Source organism: Prevotella sp. tc2-28 (assembly GCF_900107705.1).
GTDB lineage: Bacteria > Bacteroidota > Bacteroidia > Bacteroidales > Bacteroidaceae > Prevotella.
Genome location: NZ_FNRE01000017.1, coordinates 1 through 24048 on the forward strand (window position 1 = coordinate 1; position 24048 = coordinate 24048).

At 47.1% G+C, this 24048-nt stretch carries 14 protein-coding genes; 4 read left to right on the forward strand and 10 right to left on the reverse strand.

Going from position 1 to position 24048, the window contains the following annotated elements; translation table 11 throughout:
- The 9 genes from BLU47_RS14580 to pckA all read right to left on the reverse strand — a co-directional run.
- Positions 1-291: helix-turn-helix domain-containing protein (locus tag BLU47_RS14580; protein ID WP_143025578.1), on the reverse strand; the 291-nt coding region annotated here is incomplete at its 3' end.
- A gap of 719 nt (positions 292-1010) precedes the next feature.
- Positions 1011-1898 (reverse strand): Fic family protein, encoded by an 888-nt coding sequence (locus tag BLU47_RS12950; protein WP_091963691.1) that lies wholly within the window; start codon positions 1896-1898, stop codon positions 1011-1013.
- Positions 1899-2079: 181 nt separating this feature from the next.
- Entirely contained in the window at positions 2080-2583 is a 504-nt protein-coding gene (locus tag BLU47_RS12955) for an OmpH/Skp family outer membrane protein (RefSeq protein ID WP_091963630.1), read from the reverse strand.
- Between the two features lie 29 nt (positions 2584-2612).
- Complete coding sequence (locus BLU47_RS12960; protein WP_091963631.1) at positions 2613-3128, reverse strand: OmpH/Skp family outer membrane protein; 516 nt, start codon at positions 3126-3128, stop codon at positions 2613-2615.
- A 48-nt stretch (positions 3129-3176) separates the two neighbouring features.
- Positions 3177-5795 (reverse strand): BamA/OMP85 family outer membrane protein, encoded by a 2619-nt coding sequence (locus BLU47_RS12965; protein ID WP_091963694.1) that lies wholly within the window; start codon positions 5793-5795, stop codon positions 3177-3179.
- 76 nt (positions 5796-5871) lie between these two features.
- Positions 5872-6621: an isoprenyl transferase gene (locus BLU47_RS12970; RefSeq protein ID WP_091963634.1), complete on the reverse strand. Its 750-nt coding sequence runs from the start codon at positions 6619-6621 to the stop codon at positions 5872-5874.
- A gap of 47 nt (positions 6622-6668) precedes the next feature.
- Entirely contained in the window at positions 6669-7343 is a 675-nt protein-coding gene (locus BLU47_RS12975; RefSeq protein ID WP_091963637.1) for a type IX secretion system protein PorG, read from the reverse strand.
- Between the two features lie 9 nt (positions 7344-7352).
- Positions 7353-8483 (reverse strand): DUF6242 domain-containing protein, encoded by a 1131-nt coding sequence (locus BLU47_RS12980; RefSeq protein ID WP_143025579.1) that lies wholly within the window; start codon positions 8481-8483, stop codon positions 7353-7355.
- Between the two features lie 471 nt (positions 8484-8954).
- Complete coding sequence (gene pckA, locus BLU47_RS12985; RefSeq protein ID WP_091963643.1) at positions 8955-10568, reverse strand: phosphoenolpyruvate carboxykinase (ATP); 1614 nt, start codon at positions 10566-10568, stop codon at positions 8955-8957.
- A 226-nt stretch (positions 10569-10794) separates the two neighbouring features.
- Here pckA and upp point away from each other — a divergent pair, with 226 nt between their 5' ends.
- Complete coding sequence (upp, locus tag BLU47_RS12990) at positions 10795-11481, forward strand: uracil phosphoribosyltransferase (RefSeq protein WP_091963646.1); 687 nt, start codon at positions 10795-10797, stop codon at positions 11479-11481.
- Positions 11482-11508: 27 nt separating this feature from the next.
- Here the strand turns inward: upp and BLU47_RS12995 are convergent, their stop codons facing one another.
- On the reverse strand, positions 11509-15549 hold the full coding sequence (locus BLU47_RS12995; RefSeq protein WP_091963649.1) for a hybrid sensor histidine kinase/response regulator transcription factor: 4041 nt from the start codon (positions 15547-15549) through the stop codon (positions 11509-11511).
- Positions 15550-16066: 517 nt separating this feature from the next.
- Between BLU47_RS12995 and BLU47_RS13000 the strand changes: the two genes are divergently transcribed.
- Genes BLU47_RS13000 through BLU47_RS13010 form a run of 3 tightly spaced genes read left to right on the forward strand, consistent with a single transcriptional unit; the run spans position 16067 to position 24041 of the window.
- Positions 16067-19243 carry a SusC/RagA family TonB-linked outer membrane protein gene (locus BLU47_RS13000; RefSeq protein ID WP_091963652.1) on the forward strand — a complete coding sequence of 1059 codons (3177 nt, stop codon included), beginning with the start codon at positions 16067-16069 and terminating at the stop codon, positions 19241-19243.
- A gap of 32 nt (positions 19244-19275) precedes the next feature.
- Positions 19276-21174: a RagB/SusD family nutrient uptake outer membrane protein gene (locus tag BLU47_RS13005; RefSeq protein WP_091963655.1), complete on the forward strand. Its 1899-nt coding sequence runs from the start codon at positions 19276-19278 to the stop codon at positions 21172-21174.
- Between the two features lie 41 nt (positions 21175-21215).
- On the forward strand, positions 21216-24041 hold the full coding sequence (locus BLU47_RS13010) for a SusC/RagA family TonB-linked outer membrane protein (protein ID WP_091963659.1): 2826 nt from the start codon (positions 21216-21218) through the stop codon (positions 24039-24041).
- Positions 24042-24048 lie beyond the last annotated feature (7 nt).

Genomic DNA, 24048 nt, shown 5'->3' on the forward strand with positions numbered 1-24048 from the left:
CCATGTCTCAAGATTAGTGCGACTGATGTCTGCGGAGGTGTAAATCTCGCGCAAAGATAAGTCTTTTTCCAGATACAAACGAACTAAATGTTCTTTTTCTGCACAAGAAATCTGCCTGTAGGTCTTATGACGTACTAAACCAGCCTCTCCTTGTTCATCATAACGACGTACCCACTCGAGAATCTGATCACGCCCTGTGTGTAGGTCTTTGCATAACTGGACGATGGGTACGCCAGACTTTACCTTTAATACTGTTTCTAATCTTTCTTTTAATGAATGAAAACTACTCATAATGTACCTCTAAAAGCTTTATGTCTAACTTTAGGGGTGCATTTCACTTCGACCGCAGGTCAAAGGTACGATTAAGCGAGCAGAAAACCAAATTTATTTGAGCATTTCCGAGCGTGAGAAGGTTTAGCTCGACGTTAGTCAACCTTCGACCGCAGGTCAAAGGTACGAATAAGTGAGCGAAATGCCAAATTTATTTGAGCATTTAGTCCGTCCCGACGGACTGCCAGTCCGAACGGCTCGGACTGAGAGTCCGAAGCCTACGGACTCCCGGCTACTATTAATACCCACGGTTGCCTCATCATAACCATGGGTTATTTCATAATAAGGGTACCTTATTGGAGAATAACCGTTCCTTATTTGACGCAGAAAAAAAGTTTTTTCATTTTTACCCTCACACCCTAACGTCATCCCTCTCAAATGCCGATGTACAGGGCGTTTGAACCACGTTACCCTTTTTCATTCTCCCTCACGTCTCCCTCACATTTTGGGTAACCTATTACATTTTGAGTCTCAGGATTTCAAAATGTGACCCTCCAGAGGCAAAAACGTTAGGGAGACGTGAGGGAGAATCCTTTGTCCCTAACGTGCTCAAACGCCCTGTACATCGTAGTTTGGTGCAAAAACATTAGGATGTGAGGGTAAAATCGTAATAGTAAGAATATCCGAACTTTCCAAATTTTGCGCAGCAAATATAGAGGAAAACTTACTTTTCATAGATTTCAGACTTTTATTTTGAAGTATCTGAGGAGGTCTTTATATTGGTCTTGGGCTGTGAGGCAGGTATCTGTGAGGTAGCCGTTAATGTGCCCCCATTCTTTGAGACCTCGATAATAGAACATCTTGAGTTCGTCTGTGATGATAAAGGGGATAATCCCGTTTGCAAGACATTCCTTGAACATCAAGAGACGTCCGACTCTGCCATTGCCGTCTTGGAAAGGGTGAATCTGCTCGAAACGTACATGAAAGTCAAGAATGTCCTCAAATGATTTTGAACGCTTTTGATGGTATTCAGTCAGCAAAGCCTTTAGACTTTTATGCACCTCTTCAGGAGGACAGGTGTCGATACCACCAACCTCATTGGGTAGGCGTTTGTAATCGCCTACGGCAAACCAGTCCTTACGACTGTCTGAGGTTCCTGTCTTCAACAGCAGATGAAGGTGCTTGATTAATTCTTCTGTCAATCGTTCCTCAGCGTGCTCGATGATATAGTCTATGCAATGGAAATGGTTGACGGTCTCAACGATATCATCCACATTCACGGCACTATCCATTAAACCGATGGTGTTCGTCTCATAAATGTAGCGCGTCTGATCGTGTGTTAGTTTGCTTCCCTCTATATGGTTGGAGCTATACGTCAGATCGATTTGGGTACGATGATAGATGCTGCCTTTCAGCTTTGATGCTTTTTGTTCTCTCAGCACTTTCAGCAAAGGCATTGTTTTCTCTTTGGCTTTACCTCGTTTAGGTAAGGTGGCATCAGCAGGGATGTTCCAAGTCTTACCAGTCAGGAAAACACCAGCAATCTTTCCCTGAGCGCAATAGTTGCGGGCTGTGCGCTCAGAGATACCATATTTCTCTGCAAACAGAATAACTGATATATACTCCATCTTTCTATCTATCGGCAAGTTTTGAAGCCGATTCTTGCTGCAAAGTTAATGATTTTTGCCGATACCGGCAAGTTTATTCGTATTTTTTTGTTAGGGTAGTGGCATGATATAAAAAAGAAATCCGCAGCTGCCTCGGAAGTGAGGGGCTGCGGACTTAGGTTTTGAGTTTATTAATAGAATATTACTTTAAGCCGAGCTTGGTCTTTACCTGTGTGGTGACATCAGTAGAAAGGGTTGTGCTGATGTAGGGGATACCACCCGAGATGTCCATGATGTAGACGTAGCCGCCAGTCTGACCAACTGACTTAATGGCGTCGAGGACCTTGGCGGTGATAGCCTGCATCTTCTCCTGCTGCTCCTTAGCAAGAGCCTGCTGGTTGTCCTGATAGCTCTGCTGAATCTTCTGATACATCTCCTGCAGTTCCTGTTCACGGCGCTGCTTGATGTTGGCGGGCAGGGTAGCCTGCTCCTTCTCATAAGCTTCTGACTTCTTCTGCAGCTCTTCCTGCATAGACTTCAGGTCAGCTTCATACTGCTTGGTGAGTGCCTCGATGTCGGTGCGAGCCTTGGTGAACTCAGGCATGGCCTGGATGATTTCCTGTGAGTTGACGTGGCCGAACTTCTGGGCACTGGCGGTGGTGAAACCGCAGATAGCGCAAATAGCGCAAAGAATTAATTTTTTCATTTTCATATTCATTTAATTAGTATTATCAATTAATTAGCATATCCTAGTTTAGAGAGTACTTCGTTGGAGATGTCGACCTTGGGCGAGCCGAAGATGATGCCGGAATCACTGGCGCGGTCGAGAACGAGCTGATAGCCACGCATGTCGGCGATGTCGCGGACAGCGGTGTAGATCTCCTCCTGAATCGGTGTCATAAGAGCTGTACGCTTCTTGAAGAGTTCGCCTTGTGGTCCGAAGTATTTCTTCTTCAGCTCGGCAGCCTCCTGCTCTTTCTTGACGATGGCGTCCTGACGTGTCTTCTTCTGTTCCTGAGAGAGGAAGACGACCTCGTTCTGGTAGTTCTTGTAGAGGGTTTGTGCTTCGATTTGCACGGCCTCCACTTCTGCCTGCCATTTCTTGGACACCTGGTTGAGCTGTTCGTTGGCTCGCTCATAGGCGGGAATATTCTTCAGAATATACTCCATGTCCACTAAAGCAAACTTCTGCGCCTGCATCGTCATTGTCGATGCACACAGAACGATCAATAAGATTACTTTTCTAATCATAATTACTCATTTCTCTTTACTCATTACTCATTTAGGCTGTAAAGCCGCTTAGAATTCTTGTCCGAGGATAAAGTGGAACTGGCTGCCACCCTTTGATGTTGAGGTGGAGAATGGCTTGTCGAAACCATAAGCCCAGTCGATACCCATCAGACCAACCATTGGCAGGAAGATGCGAACACCGAGACCTGCTGAGCGCTTGATGTCGAAGGGATTGAAATTCTTGGTTTCAGTCCATGCATTACCACCTTCAATGAATCCGAGTCCATAGATGGTGGTGTTACCCAGCAAGAACGGATAGCGCAGTTCAAGACTGAAGCGGTCGTAGGCATAGCCTGTTGCACGATACGGGGTGAGTGATCCGTTCTCGTAACCGCGCAGACCGATGGTCTCCTCTGCATAGCCTGAGCTATAGCCGCTCATACCGTCACCACCGACGTAGAAGGTCTCAAACGGTGACTTCTTGTTGCTGTTGTATGATCCAAGCAGTCCTAACTCTACGCGTGTCATCAGCACGAAGCACTTCTGTCCACTGGTAAGGGCTGTGTAGGTCTTTGACTTGAACTTCCACTTATGATATTCAATCCAGCGGTATTTCTCCTGTAACTCGTCATTATAGCGGTCTACATCAACCTTGTATGTCTCGGCAGTGGCCAAGTTGCCATAGTCCTTGTTGTCGAAGGCAGACCAAGGCGGTGTCATAGTCAGTGAAGCCATGAACTCAGAACCACGGCGCGGGAACAGCTGGTTGTCGGTAGATGTACGCGACAGGGTGACTCCCAGGTTGATGTTGTTACAGTTACCATTGGATATGATGAAGTAGCTCCAGTCTTGAAGCATGTAGCGCGTGTAGGCTAACTGCAATGAAAGCTGGAAGTAGTCGTCAGGCCAGCGGAGACGTTTACCCCATCCGAGTGACAAACCGAAGAGCTTGATGTTCTTGTCGTCGTCCATCATGGAGGTGTAGTCGTAGTAACCGCTGTTGTAGGAACCATAGCCGTAGGCATAGCTATAGTAGTTGTTATACCAGCTGGAGTTACGGTAGGTGCTTGAGATGTCGCTTTGCTTCGAGAAGAAAGCATTGACACTGAATGCGTTAGGACGCTTTCCTCCGAACCATCCCGTAGAATAGCCTGCAGATACGGAGTTATAGTAGCTACCATTAGACTGGTACGACAGCGAGAGCTGCTCACCATCACCGATAGGCATCAGTCCGCGGTGCATCTTATTCTTGCCGAAGAGGTTGCGCATGGAGAAGTTGTTGAGCTTAATACCCACACGTCCGATGATACCGGTCTGTCCCCAACCGAGTGAGAATTCCAACTGGTCATTGGACTTCTGTTGCAGTTCCCAGTTGATGTCAACAGTACCGTCCTCGTAGTTGGGCTTCACGTCGGGCTTGATGTTCTCAGGGTCGAAGAAACCCATAGAGGCAATTTCACGGACGGAACGCTCGAGGGCTTCCTTAGAGAAGAGGTCGCCCGGCTTGGTACGCAGTTCACGGCGTACAACCTCTTCATAGAGTCGGTCGTTACCATAGATGCGGACGTGGCTGAGGTGTGCCTGTGTACCCTCCTGGATACGCATCTCGAGGTCGATGGAGTCGCCCACGATGTTGACTTCCGTAGGATCGAGGTTATAGAACAGGTATCCATTGTTCCAATAGTAGTTGCCAATGGCATCCTCGTCTTCCTTGAGGCGCTTGTTGAGCTGCTTCTGGTTATAGACGTCGCCTTTCTTCATGCCAAGGGCAGCATTGAGGTAGTCGGTCGTAACGACCGTATTGCCCACCCATGTGATGTTACGGATGTAGTAGCGTTGTCCCTCTTCCAGCTTGACATAGACGTTGACATGTTTCTCGTCGACGGTCCATACAGAGTCTTTCAGGATGGTGGCATCACGGTAGCCGAGTTCGTTGTATTTGTCAATGAGCGCCTTTTTGGCCTCGTCGTATCGTTCGGGGGTGAACTTCTTGGCCTTGAACATGTTCTTCAGCTTGCCGGCCTCATTGATCTTGCCAAAGGAGCCCTTCTTGAAGAGGCTACCCTTGATCTTGCGGTCGGAGAGCTGTTCATTGCCCTCAAAGATGATCTGGCGTACCTTCATCTTCGATTTCTTGTCGACGGTGATGTCGAGGATGACCTCGTTCTTGCTGGTGACGTCGTCGCGCTGTACGATGTCGATTTCAGCATTCTTATAGCCCTTGTCATCGAAGTATTTCTTTGCAAGGATCTTGGCACGATCCAGCATGTTAGGTGTCACCTGACTACCCTTCATGATGCCAAGCTTAGCCTCCATGTCTTCACGTTCCGACTTCTTCAGTCCATAGTAGTTGATGGTACTGATGCGGGGACGAGTGGCGAGGTTGATGCACAGATACACCTTAGAGCCGACGATGGAGTCGGCGGTAATAGAAACTTTCGAGAACAATCCATGTTTCCAATAGCGTTTCACAGCTTCGGTAATCTCTGTGCCCGGCAGTGAGATAGTTTGGCCTACGGTCAGTCCAGAAAGTCCGGTGAGCACATAGTCTTCGTATCCCTCAACACCTTTCACAGCGAGTCCGCCAATCTCGCACTGGCGTGGTGTGCCAGCGTAAGAGATGTCTGGATTGATGATCACATCTTGAGAATAAGTGAAAAGGGAAAAGTGGAAAAAGAGAAATGCCATCAGCACTCTCGTCACCCATGTTGTCTTCTTCTCTTGCTTATACTTTGCTAAACGATTTCTATTCATTTCTAATTTCTCATTTCTCATTTTGGCCTTCGGCTTCAACCTGTGCTTCTGTCTTACCGAAACGGCGTTGACGACTTTGGAAACTGGCAATGGCTTTATAGAGTGCTTCCTCGTCGAAGTCGGGCCAGTAGGTGTCGCAGAAATATAATTCCGTGTAGGCAATCTGCCACAACAGGTAGTTGGATATGCGCAATTCACCGCCCGTGCGGATCAGTAAGTCGGGGTCGGGCATGAAGTTGGTGCAGAGATACTTGTCAAGCGTTTCTTCTGTAATGTCGCTCGCCATCATGCGTCCTTCCTTAACGTCGGTAGCTATTTGTTGAATAGCATGGGTAATTTCCCACTTGGAAGAGTAGCTCATGGCAACGACCATCGTCATTCCATCGTTGTCCTTGGTCAGGTTCTCCATGTAGTGAATCTTCTTCTGTACGCTTTCTGGAAGGCGTTCTATGTCGCCGATGAGGCGGAACCTGATGTTATTCTCAGTGAACAGTTCCATCTCAAGGAAGCTGAGCACAAGTCCCATCAGAGCCTCAATCTCATAGGCGGGGCGATTCCAGTTCTCGGTGGAAAAAGTATAGAGTGTCAGGTATTTGACGCCTAAGCGCGAACACTTAGCGGTAATATCCTTTACGGTGTCCAGTCCGGCTTTGTGACCAAACGTACGATCCAGCCCACGGTCGGTAGCCCAACGTCCATTACCATCCATAATGATGGCAATGTGCTGTGGAATGCGGTTCATGTCCAGTTCTGCAGTCATATTTCGCTTTCTTTATTTTTTTATTCTTAACACTAACTCCTCGTTCTTCACTCTTTATGACAAGTGCTGCATTTTGCCCACAGGTCGTAAGTGACCGAGAAACGAAGGTGGCTGTAGCAGTCGGTGTTTTTGAAAAGTCCGGAACTGCTGATGCCATAAATGTCACCAGCACCGTCAATCCAGTCGTTGGAGTTGAAGTGCATAGTCCATTCCAGCGCCAGGTTCACGCGATCAGCCACTTTATATTTCACGCCTGCGCCGAGTGGCATGTTCATGCCTACCTCTGTCTTGTCAGGCTTCGCAAATGTCATGCCCACACCTATATATATATAAGGTGTAACAGGCTTAGCTCCACGATACTCTCTTCCTGTTCCGTAGGGCCAGAAGTTCAGTTCGTAACGGAGGCCCACGTCAAGGAGACCGTGGTTAAAGCTGTAATCCTGCCAGCGGGCAGGGATATATGTCTTGGCGTCTTTCGACGACCCTTTTATCTTTCCATAGCTCACGTTCATGGCCAGCGCCATACGTGGGGTCATGTGGTATTTTGCCAGCAGCGAGCCCATCGGCATGGGGTTCTTCAGGATGTTCCCGTTGAAATCACCCTGATAGGTCACCATTCCAACACCAGCACCTACCTCAATGCGGTATTCTGGCTCGGTTTGTGCGACTACAGACGTAGACAGTAGGCACAGTATGGTGATGATGCCAAGGACCTTTCGCATAGTCAGTCTTTATTGATAAAACCACCCCAGGCGGTTCAGACGACCTCTCCACACCTGCTTGTCGCCATTGATGAGTTTGCAATAGAGCCAGATGTAATCTTCCTCGTCAACGGCAGCTTTGACTGATTCTACCTGATAGTTGAAATCCTTAGGCATGACATAGGCCTTGTTTGTCTTCCAAGTAATGCCATTGTCGCGACTCTGGTAGATGGTCTTGTAGTCACCACCGAAGGCAAGTATGCTCTTATCGTAGTAGACGAGCGAGAGATTGCTCAATACAGGCAGGTCGAATTCCTCTTCTCCTGCACGGTCCATGTACGACCAGCTGCTTTCCGGGGCACCCCAGTCCAGGTCTACAATCTTACGCCATACGGATATGGAACCATTACAGGTGCCTGCCATCAGTACGTACATCGTCCTGTCAGCCATATTCATGGGATAGGTGACCAGTGCGACATCCTTGGTAGGTACTTCGTCGATATCCTCATGGGTATCTGGTATGTCTTGCGTCCACGTCATTCCCAGGTCGTAAGACACCATCAGCTTGTTCTTGTCAGACAGCGCATACTCCTCTATGTCGAAACCGCCCAACAGTTGCTTGATGCCTTGTGGCAGGACGGGGTCGCTGGGGAAATCCACATCCATTAGTTCCCATTCAATGGTGTCGCCTTTTTGCTTGTGGACATTGACGCGAACGTCATAATCGGTATGGCCGTTGCCGTCGCTGGATACTACTCGAACCGTTCGTGGATTGGTAAAGTCGATACTGTCTATGCTGGAGTAAAGCATCCAGGCATCCTTTTCTTCCAAGTCCTTGAACATGGGTACGCTATTCTTGGCAGTAGTAATGGTACACAATATGTGCTTTGCATCGGTACCGACAGGCAATGAGTCTGTGTTATAAATCTTGTGTTCCACCTGGTCGATGATGAACTTGTAGGAACTGCCTGTGAATGTGGTGACGTTAGTTGTTATGTTGCCATCACTATCTTCTTTCGTTTCGTATTTCTTCAATTTACCTAACGTGAAAGCAGTGATGGCAGCCTCACCATATAGTGTGACTTCCGTGTCATTACTGGCACATGAAGCCATGATGACAAGGGCTGCTAACAGGGTGCAAATGCTTTTTATTTTTCTCATTGACTTAAGTCTTATCCGATTTCGGGTGCAAATTTACGCACAATTCTGCAAATTTGAGCAAATTTCTACCTTTTATTAAGTTAAATATATGATAAAAGGGTATATTTTAGGGAATGTTTGCAAAAAAGAGCACGGTATGACTCTCTCACTCCGTGCTCTTTCCTTCAACGTATGTCGGTATGTATGAGTGTTATGATGCTCAATACGGTGGCTATGGCCACGGCTGCCAACATCATCGTTGTTTGAAAATCTAATAACATAATCTTTACCTTAATTTACTACTAACCTAATGAAAATAGAAATAATCATCTCGATTATCGAGTGCAAAAGTACGCCTTTCCCAATTATTAGCAGCAAAAAAAAGACGGTTTCCGAAGAAACCGCCCTTTATTTTGATATATGTCAAAACTCGATTTAGAGTTTCGGACCAGCATCTTCCCCCCGTAGGGTGAAGTTGCTTTCGGACAAAACTTACAGTTTTGGTCCTGCAGCGACTAATGCCTTACCAGCCTCATTACCCTCGTACTTCTTGAAGTTCTTGATGAAGCGGGCAGCCAGATCCTCAGCCTTCTTGTTCCACTCAGCAGCATCTGCATAGGTGTCACGAGGATCGAGGATATTGGTGTCTACGCCCTCGAGCTCTGTGGGAACCTCGAAGTCGAAGTAAGGAATCTTCTTCGTAGGAGCGTTCAGGATGGCACCGCCCAGGATGGCGTCGATGATACCACGGGTGTCGCGGATAGAGATACGCTTGCCGGTACCGTTCCAACCAGTGTTTACGAGATAAGCCTTGGCACCGCTCTTCTCCATCTTCTTAACCAGTTCCTCAGCATACTTGGTGGGGTGCAGCTCGAGGAATGCCTGACCGAAGCAAGCAGAGAAAGTAGGAGTGGGCTCTGTAATACCACGCTCTGTACCAGCCAGCTTAGCGGTGAAACCAGAGAGGAAGTAGTACTTGGTCTGCTCAGGAGTCAGGATAGATACTGGTGGCAGTACACCGAAGGCGTCAGCGCTCAGGAAGATAACGTTCTTAGCCTCGGGACCTGCGCTCTTGCCATTTACCTTCTTAACAACCTTCTCGATGTGGTCGATAGGATAGCTTACACGGGTGTTCTCTGTAACGCTCTTGTCGGCGAAGTCGATCTTACCGTTAGCGTCAACAGTTACGTTCTCCAACAAGGCATCACGACGGATGGCGTTGTAGATGTCGGGCTCGCTCTCCTTGTCGAGGTTGATAACCTTGGCATAGCAGCCGCCCTCGAGGTTGAATACACCCTCGTCGTCCCATCCGTGCTCGTCGTCACCAATCAACAGACGCTTAGGATCGGTAGACAGCGTGGTCTTACCAGTACCTGACAGACCGAAGAAGATAGCAGTGTTCTTACCCTCCATGTCGGTGTTGGCAGAGCAGTGCATAGAAGCGATACCCTGCAGAGGCAGATAGTAGTTCTGCATAGAGAACATACCCTTCTTCATCTCACCACCATACCAAGTGTTGATGATAACCTGCTCACGGCTAGTGGTATTGAAAGCAACACATGTCTCTGAGTTCAGACCCAGCTCCTTGTAGTTCTCAACCTTAGCCTTGGAAGCGTTGTAGATAACAAAGTTCGGCTCAAACTTCTCCAGCTCCTCAGCGGTAGGCTGGATGAACATGTTCTTGACGAAGTGTGCCTGCCAAGCAACCTCAACGATGAAGCGTACAGCCAAGCGGGTTGCCTCGTTGGCACCACAGAAAGCGTCAACAACATACAACTCCTTGTTGCAGAGCTCTTTGATAGCGATATCCTTAACCTTGCCCCATACCTCTTCGCTCATGGGGTGGTTGTCGTTCTTATATTCGTCAGTAGTCCACCATACCTTGTCGTGGCTCTGTGCATCGTCAACGATGTACTTGTCCTTAGGAGAACGTCCGGTGTAGATACCTGTCATTACGTTGACGGCGTTCAACTCAGTGTTCTGACCCTTGTCATAGCCAGTCAGGCCAGCCTTGGTCTCTTCCTCGAAAAGGAATTCATACGACGGATTGTGTGCAATCACCTTAGAACCGGTGATGCCATACTTTGTCAAATCTAAATTTGCCATAATACTTTAATTTATTTTAGTTGTGAATTTACTTTCTACCTATTTATCTTAATCGGCTGCAAAGTTACGAAATAATTCATAATTCATAATTCATAATTTGTGATTTTTAGCATTTAGAAATCAGATTTTAGGTTAAAGAGTTTAAAAATTGTGTTGCTTTAACACTTTTGCTACGCAGACTTGGCAAAATTTTGTACTTTTGCACCACGAAACAATCCTTAAAACTATGCAAGTAATCAATTTTTCAGAGCAGAACAGCGTGATGAACATGTATATGGCTGAGCTGCGTGACAAAAAGTATCAGCAGAATCGAATGCTGTTCCGTTCTAATGTAAGACGTATTGGTCAACTGATGGCTTATGAGTTGTCAAAGACACTCGACTACAAGCCGAAGACGGTAGTAACACCTCTGGGTTCCCTTGATATCCCTATGATGAAGGAAGAAGACATGGTCATTGCTACTGTGCTGCGTGCCGGTCTGCCTTTCCACGAGGGTTTTCTGGATGTGTTTGATAAGGCTGACAATGGCTTTGTATCTGCATTCCGTATGTATATCAACCGCGAACATACCGAGGTGGGTATCCATACAGAATACATGGCAACGCAGAGTGTGAAGAACAAGACCCTGCTAATTGTTGACCCGATGTTGGCTACAGGAGGAAGTCTGGCAGCAGCTATCGAGTCTCTTCTGGCAGCAGGTAAGCCTAAGAAGATTCATGTGTGCTGTATTATTGCTGCTCCAGAGGGTATTGAGGTGGTCAAGAAATCGTTGCCAGAAGGTTCTACCATCTGGTGCGCTTCTATAGACCAGGGTATGAACGAGCAGAAGTACATTGTGCCAGGCTTTGGCGATTGTGGCGACCTCTGCTATGGCGAGAAACTGCAAAGTTTCCGCAAGATAGCTGACAAGTAAGAACCAAGGGCATCAGAAGCACGCGTCTTATTCGTCGTGCTTCTGATGCTCGTTCATATATTCACGTGGCGACAGACCATAAAGTTTCTTGAAGACGGTAGAGAAGGAGGCCGCATTTGAGAAGCCGCAGGCATACATCACTTCCGATACATTCATGTCTCCAAAAGCGAGCAGTGATGCTGCTTTCTTCAGTCGGATATTACGGATGAAGTCGTGAGGCGTCTGTCCTGTCAGCTCCTTCATCTTACGATGCAGGTGAACACGACTGATACCGACCTCGTCAGCAATCTTGTCGACACTTAAGTCGCTGTTTCCCAGATTCTTATTGATAACCGCCATGATACGTTCCAACAACTTTTCGTCAGGCGATTTCATCTTGATGTCTTCCACCAATTCCTCCAATTGGTCGTTGCGTCCGTATTTCAGCTGGAGCAACTGATGCGAGTGAATGAGGTTCACAATGGTTCGACGTAAGATGTCCATATTGAAGGGTTTGACGACATAGGCGTCAGCACCCGTTGCCAAGCCCTCCAGCTGGTCTTCCTCGCGGCTCTTGGCAGTCAGCAGGATGACGGGAATGTGGCTTGTTGTTGGATTCGTCTTAATCTTTGAACAAAGGGTGTTGCCGTCCATTTCTGGCATCATGATGTCTGAGATAATCAAGTCGGGCAATTCTTTTAATGTTGCCTGCATACCCTCCATTCCGTTGGTACATTTGACAATATCATAGTCTGTGCTGAGTTCAGAATCCAGATAGTCCCGGATTTCGGCATCATCTTCCACGATAATCAGTTTTTGTCTGCGACTCCGTTTGGGTACAGGAGCCGTTTCTACAGGCGTTTCTTCGATGATGTCGTCCTCTATCAGTATGTTGCTGTGCACCACGTCTTGTTTCTCTATGATGATCTCCTCTGGCTTTAGATGGTCGCAGCCCAAGGGGATGGTGACAACAAACTCACAGCCTTTGGCTCCGATGTTGTTGTGCGCCACAATGGTGCCGTGATGCAACTCTACCAGCGAACGGGTCAAGTCAAGACCGATACCTGTACCGACATTTCGGTCGTTGATGCTGGATGGTGACTGGTAGAATCGCTCGAAAATATGCTCTAGTTTGTCCTCTGGAATGCCTTCTCCGCTATCGCTGATGGCGATGGTTGCATTTTTCTCGTCTTGATTGATGCGGATGCGTATCTCACCTCCTGTAGGCGTGTATTTGAAGGCATTAGAGAGGATGTTGACAATGATTTTGTCGAAATTTCCTCTGTCAATCCAGATAGGCAAGATATTGTCTTGGTGCTCATAGCTGAACTTGATGTTCTTGGTCTTGGCCTGTTGGGCAAACAAGGTGTAAATGTCGCCGACAAAACTGATCAGGTCCGTTTCGCACATGTGCATCGCCATTTGTCCCTTGTCAATCTTTCGCAGGTCCATCATCTGGTTGATAAGTCCAAGAATACGCTCGGCATTACGGCGGATAGTCTCGTAGATACTGCGTCTGTGTGGGTCGTCGTCTTGTTTGATGAGCGACAGCAACGGCGTGACAATGAGCGTCATAGGCGTGCGTATCTCGTGCGATATGTTCATGAAGAAGCGTAACTTGGCATCGGCCATTTCTTCTGCATGGATATGTTCTTGCATCCTCAAACGTAACTGCTCTCTTCGTTGGCGTGTCGAACGATAGGCCAAGAACAGGGCGGCTACCATTAATATATATATAAGGTATGCCAAAGGTGTCCGATACCACGGTGCGTGAATAGTCACCGTAAAACATCTCTCTGGCGTCGTGATGCCATTCTGCTCGGCAACCACACAGAAGTGGTAGTCGCCAGGTGACAAGTGGCTGAATGTTATCTCATTGATGCCAGGTTGCATGCGGACCCACGATTCATTGTTGATACGATAGCGGTAGACAATATGCTCGGGCGTATCGTAGGTAAGTGTAGAGAGTTGCAGGGCAAATGAGTTATCGCCAGGACTGAGCACAAAGCGGTTCGCAGCGATAACGGTGGTGTCTACAACATGCCAGAAGCCCGACATGGTTGTTGGTGTTACGGGTTCTCCGTTTACAGAGAAACCGGTCAGTTTTACCTCGGCCTTCCATTCATGTTGCTTGATATCCTTGGGTGAGAACCAGGTAATACCTCCTAAGCCACCGAATACGATGCTGCCGTCAGAGGCTTTCCAGGAGGCTCCGTCACTGAACTCGTTACTCTGTAATCCGTTGTCCACGTAATAGTTATTGATTTTCCCGCTTTTAACGTCGTAACAACAAAGGCCGTGGTCCGTAGATATCCACAGCCGACCTTGGTCATCCTGCTCAAGCGATGAGATGCCATTATTGCCCAGTCCGCTTTCAACGGTGTGCAGATGTGTTTTGTGTGTCTTTAGGTTGTAACAGGTCAGACCGTCGTTTGTTCCGACGTAAAGTTGGCCTCCGAATTCGCGTGCGATACGGGTTGGCGTACCATAGTTCAAACAGTTATTGTTGAAGGTGGACAGCCAATTCTCTGTGGCAATGTCCATCGCACATACACCCATCGATGTGGCGATATAGATGCGCTTGCCGTCGGGTGACAAGGATATCTGAGAGATGTAGTTATTGGCTATGCTGTTGATTTTCCGGTTCTTATCGGCATTCTCTGCTGCCATGTAAGCCTTCATCTCGTGTTTGTCGGGTTGGATGCGCAGCAGACCGTTGCCCATGGTTCCCAACCAGATATATCCTTGACGGTCCGCCTCCAAGTCGAAGACACTCAGCTTATTGCCTTGCGGAAGAGGGTAGGGGTGATAGGTCAGCGATGATGCATCAATCCATCCGCATCCCTCTTTGAAACTGCCTACCCAGATGCGCCCTTGCAGGTCTTCGGTGATGCTGAGGATGGTAGAGGGGAAAGCTTCCTTGAAGTGTTTCAGCACTTTCCCGTCCAGACTAACGCAATATAGTCCGTCTTTATCGGTGCCAACCAGGTTTAAACCCGTTCTGGTTCTCATGACGCTTGTCACGGTGGCACTTCCAATTTGGTTACGTGCACCTAATTTGTAGCCCATGTAGCCAAATCCGCTTGTTTTAGCGGGGTGCATGTAGATTCCCTTTTGTAGCAAGCCTAACCAGATGTTGCCGTTGTTGTCTTCGCAGATGGAATATACCTTAGCGGAACTGAGGTCTACGTCACGGCTGTAGAATGGGTTGTCAATCAATGTGTTGCGCAGTGGATCGTAGACAGCCATTCCCATGCCGTCGTATCCAAGGATGATACGTCCGTCCTTGCAGACATAGAGTGTAGAGATGTGCTTGTTCCCTGTGGCGTCGATGTGGACAGGCGTCTCGCCGTCCATTCTGAATAATCCATTATTGGTCGTAGCTATAAAGATGTGGCCTTGATGGTCTTCGCAGACGTCAAGTACATTTCCTGTAGCGTCCTTGTTGACAAAATAGGATTTGACGTTTTTCCCGTCGTAGCATAGCAAACCGTAGTTTTCCGAACCAATCCACAGGCGTTGTTTGCTGTCTTCTATCAAGCAGTTGATGGTGTTTAGGTGTTTTAGTGCCCCGCCAATCTGCTTTGCTGTATGGGCATCTGTCATTTTCAGCAGTCCATGTCCTGACGTGCCGACAATGATGTCACCGTTCTTGCGTTCTAACAGACAAGTGATGTATCCGCTGTGAGTGATACCACGCAAGTCGACAACTTTGATGTCCTGGAAATGCTCGCCGTCGTAGGTTTGGAATGCTCCGAACATGCCAATATAGAACAACCCGTGCCTGTCTTGCATCATGCAGTTCACGTAGTTGCTGGCCATACCGCTGTTATCTGGCTTCTCTTTTTTGATGATGCGGAACTGGTAGCCATCGTAGCGGTTCAATCCGTTACGGGTTGCTACCCAGATAAAACCATCGTGGTCTTGATAAATTTGGGTGGTGAAGCTGCTTGACATTTGTTTGTCAGCATCGAAGTGTCTGCCAGTCTGGGCATTCACACACAAATTAGTCAAAAAGCATAGTAGTGCTATTAGGAACCGTGCCTGCACGCTATGACCTTTAGGTCTTAGAACTTTACGTCTTGTCATTTTGCCTTAGGTTACAAAAACTATGCAAAGATAGGTTTTTCAGGGAAACAACCAAATAAATGTTACATAAGAAAAAGTTAATGTTACATTATTTTTGTCGTTTTGTGTAATTTTTGGCGCATTTTGACGGTTTTATGCCGTACGGTGTTGTTTCGGTGTGCTGTTAGCTTTTGAGTTTTTGGCGCATTTTGGTGGTTATATATTAATAAGGTGTACATCTGTGACTTGAGGGACGGTTGATTGGTATTTTTAAGTTTAGAAATGGTATATTCTGGGAAATCAGGTGTTGGTGTTGAACGTAAAACAAGCGTTTTTGGGCCTTTTCTTGTCGGTCGTTAAATTTGGTAAAAGTAACACAAAGTAATGGAAAAATAAGGATTTTTAAGGTCTGTTACAATCCGTAAAGTCCATGTTACAAAATAGTAATGGAGTCATAATTATTAAATATATCTTTGCACCCGAGAAAATTCACTAACAATTATCAAATAACGTAAACTATGTATCAAAATCTGTCAAAATGAAGAATCTAAAACAATTGATCAGACAGACAGTTTCCGCGACACTCATGTTGTTGGCATTCAGCACCACGCTGTATGCCCAGAACAACATTACAGTCAAGGGAACAGTCACAGATGCTAACGAGGAACCTTTGATTGGCGCCTCGGTAGTAGTGAAGGGACAAACTTCCCTGGGTACAGTTACTGACTTTGATGGTAACTTCGTCTTGAAGGTTCCGTCGGAGTCTACCGTCCTTGTTATTTCCTATGTTGGTATGACCACAAAGGAAGTCAAGGTTGGCAAGCAGCGTAATTTTAAAATCACGCTTGCTGACGACACCCAGTTGGAAGAAGTTGTGGTGGTCGGTTACGGCCAGCAGAAGAAAGCTTCGGTGGTGGGTGCAATCACTCAGACCACAGGTGCTGTGCTGGAGCGTGCCGGTGGTGTTTCTGACATCGGATCTGCCTTGACGGGTAATCTCCCTGGTGTGATTACCACATCTTCATCAGGTATGCCTGGTGAGGAAGATCCCCAGATTGTCATCCGTGGTGTCAGCTCTTGGAACTCCTCATCTCCTCTCGTACTCGTTGATGGTATCGAGCGTCCTATGTCAAGTGTGGACATCCACTCTGTTCAGAGTATTTCTGTATTGAAGGATGCTTCTGCTACTGCTGTGTATGGTGTGAAAGGTGCTAACGGTGTTATCTTGATTACCACCAAGCGTGGTACTGAGGGTCGTGCCAAGATCTCTGCCAGTGCAAGTACAGCTATCAAGCTGGTTTCTAAGCTGCCAAAGACTTACGGCTCTGCCGATGCACTTTATTATGTGAACCAGGCTATTAGACATGAGCTTGGCCTTCAGCCTTCAAGCTGGGGTAGCATCAATTCTACCGATTTTATCAATAATTATAATGCGCCTGCAGGTAGCTACGATCCAGAGACTGGCTTCCTGATGAGCGAGCGTTATCCTGATGTAGACTGGCAGAAAGAGCTCTTTGACGACTATGCCATGTCTTACAATGCCAACGTGAATATCGCTGGTGGTACCAAGGACGTTAAGTATTATGCAGCTATTGACTACCAGCACGAGGGTGACCTCTTCCGCGAGTGGGATAACAACCGTGGTTATAAGGGTGGTTACGGCTTTAACCGTATCAACGTTCGTTCAAACCTTGACTTCCAGCTCACCAAGACTACCGTTCTGAAGGCAAATCTGGCTGGTAGCCATGGCATTAGGAACAATCCTTATGGACTTGAACCAAACTCATGGTATGAGACTCAGTTGTGGCAGGCAGCTTATTCTGCTCCACATGATGCCCTTGTTCCACGTTACAGCGATGGTGTTTGGGGATACTTTGAGCCCGACACACAAGGTGCTCCTAACTCTGTGACTAACCTTGCATTGCATGGCGCTAACCAAACGACTACAACTCGTATCAATACCGACTTTACCATTGAGCAGGATCTTTCATTCATCACCAAGGGACTGAAGTTTTCTGGTCTGGTATCTTGGGATAACGTGTTCGTAGAGAACGACCGTGGTATCAACGACCTCTATAATAACGCGCAGTACAGATATATTAATCCTGTTACAGGTGCTGTCTCTTATGCTGAAAAGCCTGCTGGTAACAACAACTTCGACTTTGTGGAGACAATTGCCTGGAAAACTGATGGTGGTAGCCTTAACAATAGGGCAACCCAGCGTAACCTCTTCTATCAGTTCCAGTTGTTCTGGGGCCGCCAGTTTGGCAAACACGACATCTCAGCCATGGGTGTGTTTAACCGTTCTGAGCGTGCTACTGGCAGCGATTTTACTAACTATCGTGAGGACTGGGCTTTCCGTGCTACTTACAACTATGACAACCGTTACATGCTCGAGTATAACGGAGCATACAACGGTTCTGAGAAGTTCTCTAAGGACAATCGCTTCGCTTTCTTCAACTCAGGTGCCATCGGTTGGAACATTGCTAACGAGAAGTGGTTCAAGCCTGTTGCTGAGATTAAGCTCTTCAATCGTAATCTGATTGATATCTTGAAATTCCGTTATTCTTACGGTGAGATTGGTGAGGACTCTGTTTGGGAGCGTTGGCTCTATCAGACTCAGTGGGCATACGGTGGCAATACTCACCTGGACTCTACAAACCCCAACAACAACTCAATCTATACATGGTATAAAGAGGCTAAGGTGGGTAACCCTGATATTCACTGGGAGAAGGCTGTCAAGCAGAACTTCGGTATCGACTATGCATTCTTGAATGGTATTATTGCCGGTACATTCGAGTTCTTCCATGAGAAGCGCTCAGACATCATGATTGCAGGTAATAATCGTTCTGTACCTTTCTATTTCGGTGCTACTGCTCCTTATATGAATAAAGGTAGAACGAAGACTACCGGTTATGAGTTGGAACTTCGCCTGAAGTATGACTTCGCCAATGGTATCCACGCTTATGCCAACATGAGCATGACCCACGCTAAGAACGAGGTTATCGAACATGACGATGCAGAGCTTCTGCCCACATACCAGAAGAATGTTGGCTACTCAATCGGCCAGGCCAAGAGCTATTTGGACAATGGATTTGCCAATAGTTGGGATGAGGTAATTGCTATGACTACCCATAACACGAACGACAACCAGAAACTTCCTGGTCAGTACATTATTACCGACTTCAATGGTGACGGTGTCATCGACTCAAATGATAGCGCACCTTACGGTTATACGGGTACTCCTCAGAACACCTATAACCTGACGCTTGGTGTAGACTATAAGGGCTTCAGCATCTATGCTCAGTTCTATGGCGTTACCAACGTAAGCCGTTACGTAGCATTCAACTCACTGCCAAAGCCTTATCTTCACACGGTATATGATGAAGGCGCCTACTGGTCTCCCGAGACACATTCTGGCATTCCTTCACTCCGCTATAATACTACTCCTAGCTATTATGAAGGTACACGATTCCTCTTCGACGGTTCATTCTGTCGTTTGAAGAACCTTGAGCTTGCCTATACATGGAATAACGGTTGGATCCGCAAGATTGGTCTTAACATGTTGAAAGTCTATGTAAATGGTAACAACCTCTTCCTCTGGACCGACATGCCTGACGACCGTGAGAGCAACTTTGCTGGAACAGGTCTCGCTTCTCAGGGTGCTTACCCAACCATGAAGCGTATCAACTTCGGTGTCAAGTTCGAGTTGTAAACATGTAATATAATACATTATTAATATATAGTATGAAAAGATTATTTTCAATATATAAGTCTGTTGCAGTGACATTTGTGCTGGGATTATCCCTGACAATGGCTACCAGCTGTACAGACTATCTTGACAAGGCACCGGAGTCAGATATCTCTGCAGCAGATGCCTTCAAGAACTTCAAGAACTTCCAGGGCTTTACGGAAGAGCTTTATCTTTGTATGCCAGACTTCTGTCGTGGCTATTGGACCACTTCATGGAACTGGGGTGATGACGATATCATGGCCGTTGGTATCAACTATCACATGAGTTATAAGGTTGACCAGGGTGACTTCTGGGGCTGGCAGAGAGAATTTGACGGTTGGGGATCTGGTTTTATGGAGCCTAATGCTACATTTGATCCTAATGACCGTTTCAAACGTGGACTTTGGCCTGCTGCATGGTATGGTATCCGTAAGTGTAACGTAGGTCTTGAGAACATGGATCTCATGACGGCTGCTTCTCAGGAAGAGAAGAACGCTGTTAAAGGACAGCTCCTCTTCTTCCGTGGCTGGTTCCACTTCATGCTGATGCAGTATTTCGGTGGTCTTCCCTATCTGGATGCTCCTGTTGCTCCCGATCAGGCGATGACACTTCCTCGTGAATCTTACAAGGCATGTGCCGACAAGGCTGCGAAGGATTTCCGTGAGGCTGCCGATTTGTTGCCTATCGATTGGGATAAGTCGTCTGTAGGTAGCAACACCCTTGGTAAGAACGGTTTCCGTATCAATAAGATTACTGCCCTTGCCTATCTGGGTAAGAACTATCTCTGGGCCGCTTCTCCGTTGATGAAGAATATCGATGAGAAAATGAACGTGCTCAATCCCAACGCAAGTACCTATGAGTATGATGCAGAATATGCCAAGAAGGCTGCTGATGCGCTCGGTGAGCTGCTTGCTCTGGTTGAAGGTGGTCGCACCCAGTATAAACTGGTTGATTTCGAGAATTATTCGGACCTCTTCTATACCTGGAACAAGAACATGCTTCCTCCAGGTTCCACGGAGTCTATCCTCCGCGCTATCCCTGAAAATGCATGGCAGAACTCTCATTATGGCGTGTTCACAGAATTCGGTGGTTATATCCTTACGGGTGGACAGTCTTTCTCGATGCCAACAGCCAACTATGTGAACTATTATGGTATGGCTAACGGTTTGCCACTCGACGATCCTGAGTCTGGCTTTGACAAGACGCATCCTTGGAAGGACCGTGACCCCCGTTTCTATCATGACATCGTTTATGATGGTGTGCAGGTGGTAGAAGGAACAATCGACCCCGAGAGCAACCGTTATGCAAACCTCTATACAGGTGGTACTTATCGCGATGATACCAAGGAGAGCCGTACAGGTTACTTCCTTTATAAGTTCATTCCAATGCTGGCTAACAACTATGATATGGGAAGTACTTATATGAAACTTTATATTGATGTACCATATCTCCGTCTGGCAGACTGTTACCTGATGTATGCAGAGGCTGCCGCTGCCGCTGGCGGTGCCAGCTACAAGGCTTCTAACTGTCCTCTTACAGCCGTTCAGGCAGTTAACAAGATTCGTGAGCGCGCCGGTGTAGCTGAGGTTGCAGCCAAGTTTACGGGCGACAACCACAAGTTCATGGACGAAGTCCGCCGTGAGCGTGCTGTTGAGCTGGCCTTTGAGGGACATCGTTTCAACGACCTCCGTCGTTGGTTGTTGTTGGATAAGGCTCCTTACAACAAAAAGACCTCACAAGAATTTATCCGTGTAGGAGAGTTTGATCCGAAGAATCCTAAGGATAACCAGGTAAGTGGCTGGGAAGAGAAGACCATTCTCACACGTAACTTCACGCAGAAGCACTGGTGGCTGCCTTTGAAGAAGAAGGATACCAGTCTCTATCCGGATATGTTCCAGAATCCTGGATGGTAATAGTGCGAAAAATGAATAATGAATAAAGAATTTTAGATTTTATGAACAATATAGTTAAATATATAGGTATTCTTCCGCTTTCACTTTTCGCCCTGTTTTCACAAGGCGTGATGGCGCAGGAGGCTGCAGAGGCAGATACCATTAACGTGGCTTTCCGTCAGTCGGATGCCCGTGATGTGATAGTGCCCGTAAGCACCGTTAATGTGAAGGATTTGTTAGAGAAGAACTATAATACTTACAGCCTCGACAATATGCAGGCTCTGGTAGCAGGCTACAATGGCCAGCTGTGGAATCAGGGCGACGCTCTCGTTATGGTTGATGGTGTTCCCCGTGACGCAAACAACGTGCTACCTACTGAGATTGAGAATATCACTTTCATGAAGGGCGCTTCTGCTGTTGTTCTTTATGGTAGCCGTGCTGCCAAGGGTGTTATTCTGATTACGACCAAGCGTGGTAAGATTGCTCCGATGAAGATAACGGCACGTGCCGACTACCAGTTGGACGCTGCTAAGGCTTTCCCCAAGTATATTGATGGTGCTCAGTATATGACACTGTATAACCAGGCATTGAAGAACGATGGTCTTGCTGCTAAATATACCGAAGAGGACATCTACAACACCGCTCTTGGTGCCAATCCCTATCGTTATCCAAATCAGCAGTTCTATAACTCTGACTATGTGAAGAGAACCCGTTCCCGTTGGGATGTAACTGCCGAGTTTGAAGGTGGTGGAAAGTTCGCTCAGTTCTACACCAACATCAGCTATTACCGTATTGGTGACTTCATCAACTTCGGTGAGGGTAAGGACAACTTTACCGATCGTCTGAACGTTCGTGGTAACATTGACCTCAGACTGGCTGACTGGGCTACTGGTTGGGTAAATGCCAATGCAACCTATTATAATCAGCGTAATTCAAACTCTGATTTCTGGGGTGCTGCGTCAACGCTCCGTCCTACTCGTGTAGCTCCGTTTGTACCCGTTTCATATCTTGACCCAGACGATGCAAACTCATGGGCATTGATTAACAACACCAAGAATATCATCGTAGATCCTGCAGGTCTGCCTGCTGGCCGTTATTTCTTTGGAGCTACCCCGGATGACCGCACCAATGCCTTTGCTGATATGTATGGTGCCGGCTACAACACATGGACAAGCCGTCAGATGCAGTTCGACATGGGTGCGAAGTTCGATTTGGCCTCTATTCTAAAGGGTCTGACCTTCAAGACCATGTTTGCCGTTGACTATTCAACATCATACTCTACAGCCATCAATGACAAATACGACTCATTCAGGGTTAATTGGACACAGTATGATGGCAAGGATGTTGTGGGAACACTTGACGGGATGTCAGAATACAAGCACACTGGTACGCTTGAATCAAGCAACTCTGCAGAAAAGCAGACCATCGCTTGGAACGGTCAGTTCGACTATGTGAATGCTTTCGGTGCACATAACCTCCATGCAACCCTGGTTGCCAACGGTTACCAGCAGACCATCAGCGGTGAGTATCATAAGGTTAGCAACGCAAACCTCGGTCTTCAGGTTTCATACAACTATGCTCACAAGTATTATGCAGACCTCGCAGGCAATGTCGTTCACTCTGCAAAACTGGAAAAAGGACATCGTGAGGCTTTCTCTCCTTCTATCACTTTGGGCTGGCGCCTTACTGGTGAGGAATTCATGAAGAATGTCAACTGGCTGAACGACCTCCGTCTGACAGCTGGTTATACAGTCCTGAACCAGGATCTTGACATTGAGTCATTCTATATGTATAAGGGTATCTTCACTGCCACAGGTACCTGGTGGGGATGGTCTGATGCCAATAACAGCATCCAGACTTCTGACTCACAGCGTGGTAGCAACGAGGAACTCTCGTTCATCAAGCGTAAGGAGTTCACCGTAGGTCTCAATGGCGCTATGTTCGACAACAAGATCAAGTTTGCTGTTAACTACTTCAACACAACGACCGACGGTCTGCTTGCCCAGCCTGACTACATCTATCCAAGCTATATGCATACTTACTGGCCTGTATCAACGTTCATCCCATATATTAACTATGGTAAGAACCGCCGTCAGGGTATGGACTTCTCTGTGATGTACAACGACAAGTTTGGTGATGTTGACTTCGGTGCACAAATCTTTGGACAGACCACTACTTCCAAGAACCTGACCGTAGCTGAGAACGTAGAGTACGACTACCTGCGTCGCGAAGGTAAATATACGGATGGTCTTTGGGGACTGCAGTGCCTCGGCTATTACAATAGCAATGAAGAGATTACTGGTGCAGATGCCAAGAGTTCGTTTGGTGAGGTTAAGCCTGGTGACCTGAAGTATGTTGACCAGAATGGTGATGGCACGATCGATTCTAAGGATGAGGTTGAGCTGGGCCGTTGGAGCGCTAAGTTCACTGGCGGTCTTAACCTGACCGTGAAGTACAAGAACTTCACACTCTTTACCATGCTGACTGGTCAGTTCGGAGGTAATGCCCTCAAGAACGACACTTACAACTGGGTATTTGGCGAGCGTAAGTACAGTGACGTTGTACTTGGTGCTTGGACTGCTGAGAAGTATGCCAATGGCGAGGCTATCAGCTATCCACGTCTGACAACCCAGGGAGGTGACAATAACTTCCGTGCATCTGATTACTGGATGTACTCTACAAACCGTGTTGACTTACAGCGTGTACAGCTTACCTATGACTTTGACAAGAAAATCTTCGGTGCTAACAGCATCGTAAAGGGTCTTCAGGTCTATGTAAACGGTAGCAGCCTTCTTACCATTGCCAAGGAGCGCGAGCAGCTGGAGCGTAACGTTGGTTCTGCTCCTCAAACACGTAGCTTCACGCTCGGTGCAAAGGTTCAATTCTAATCAGAAA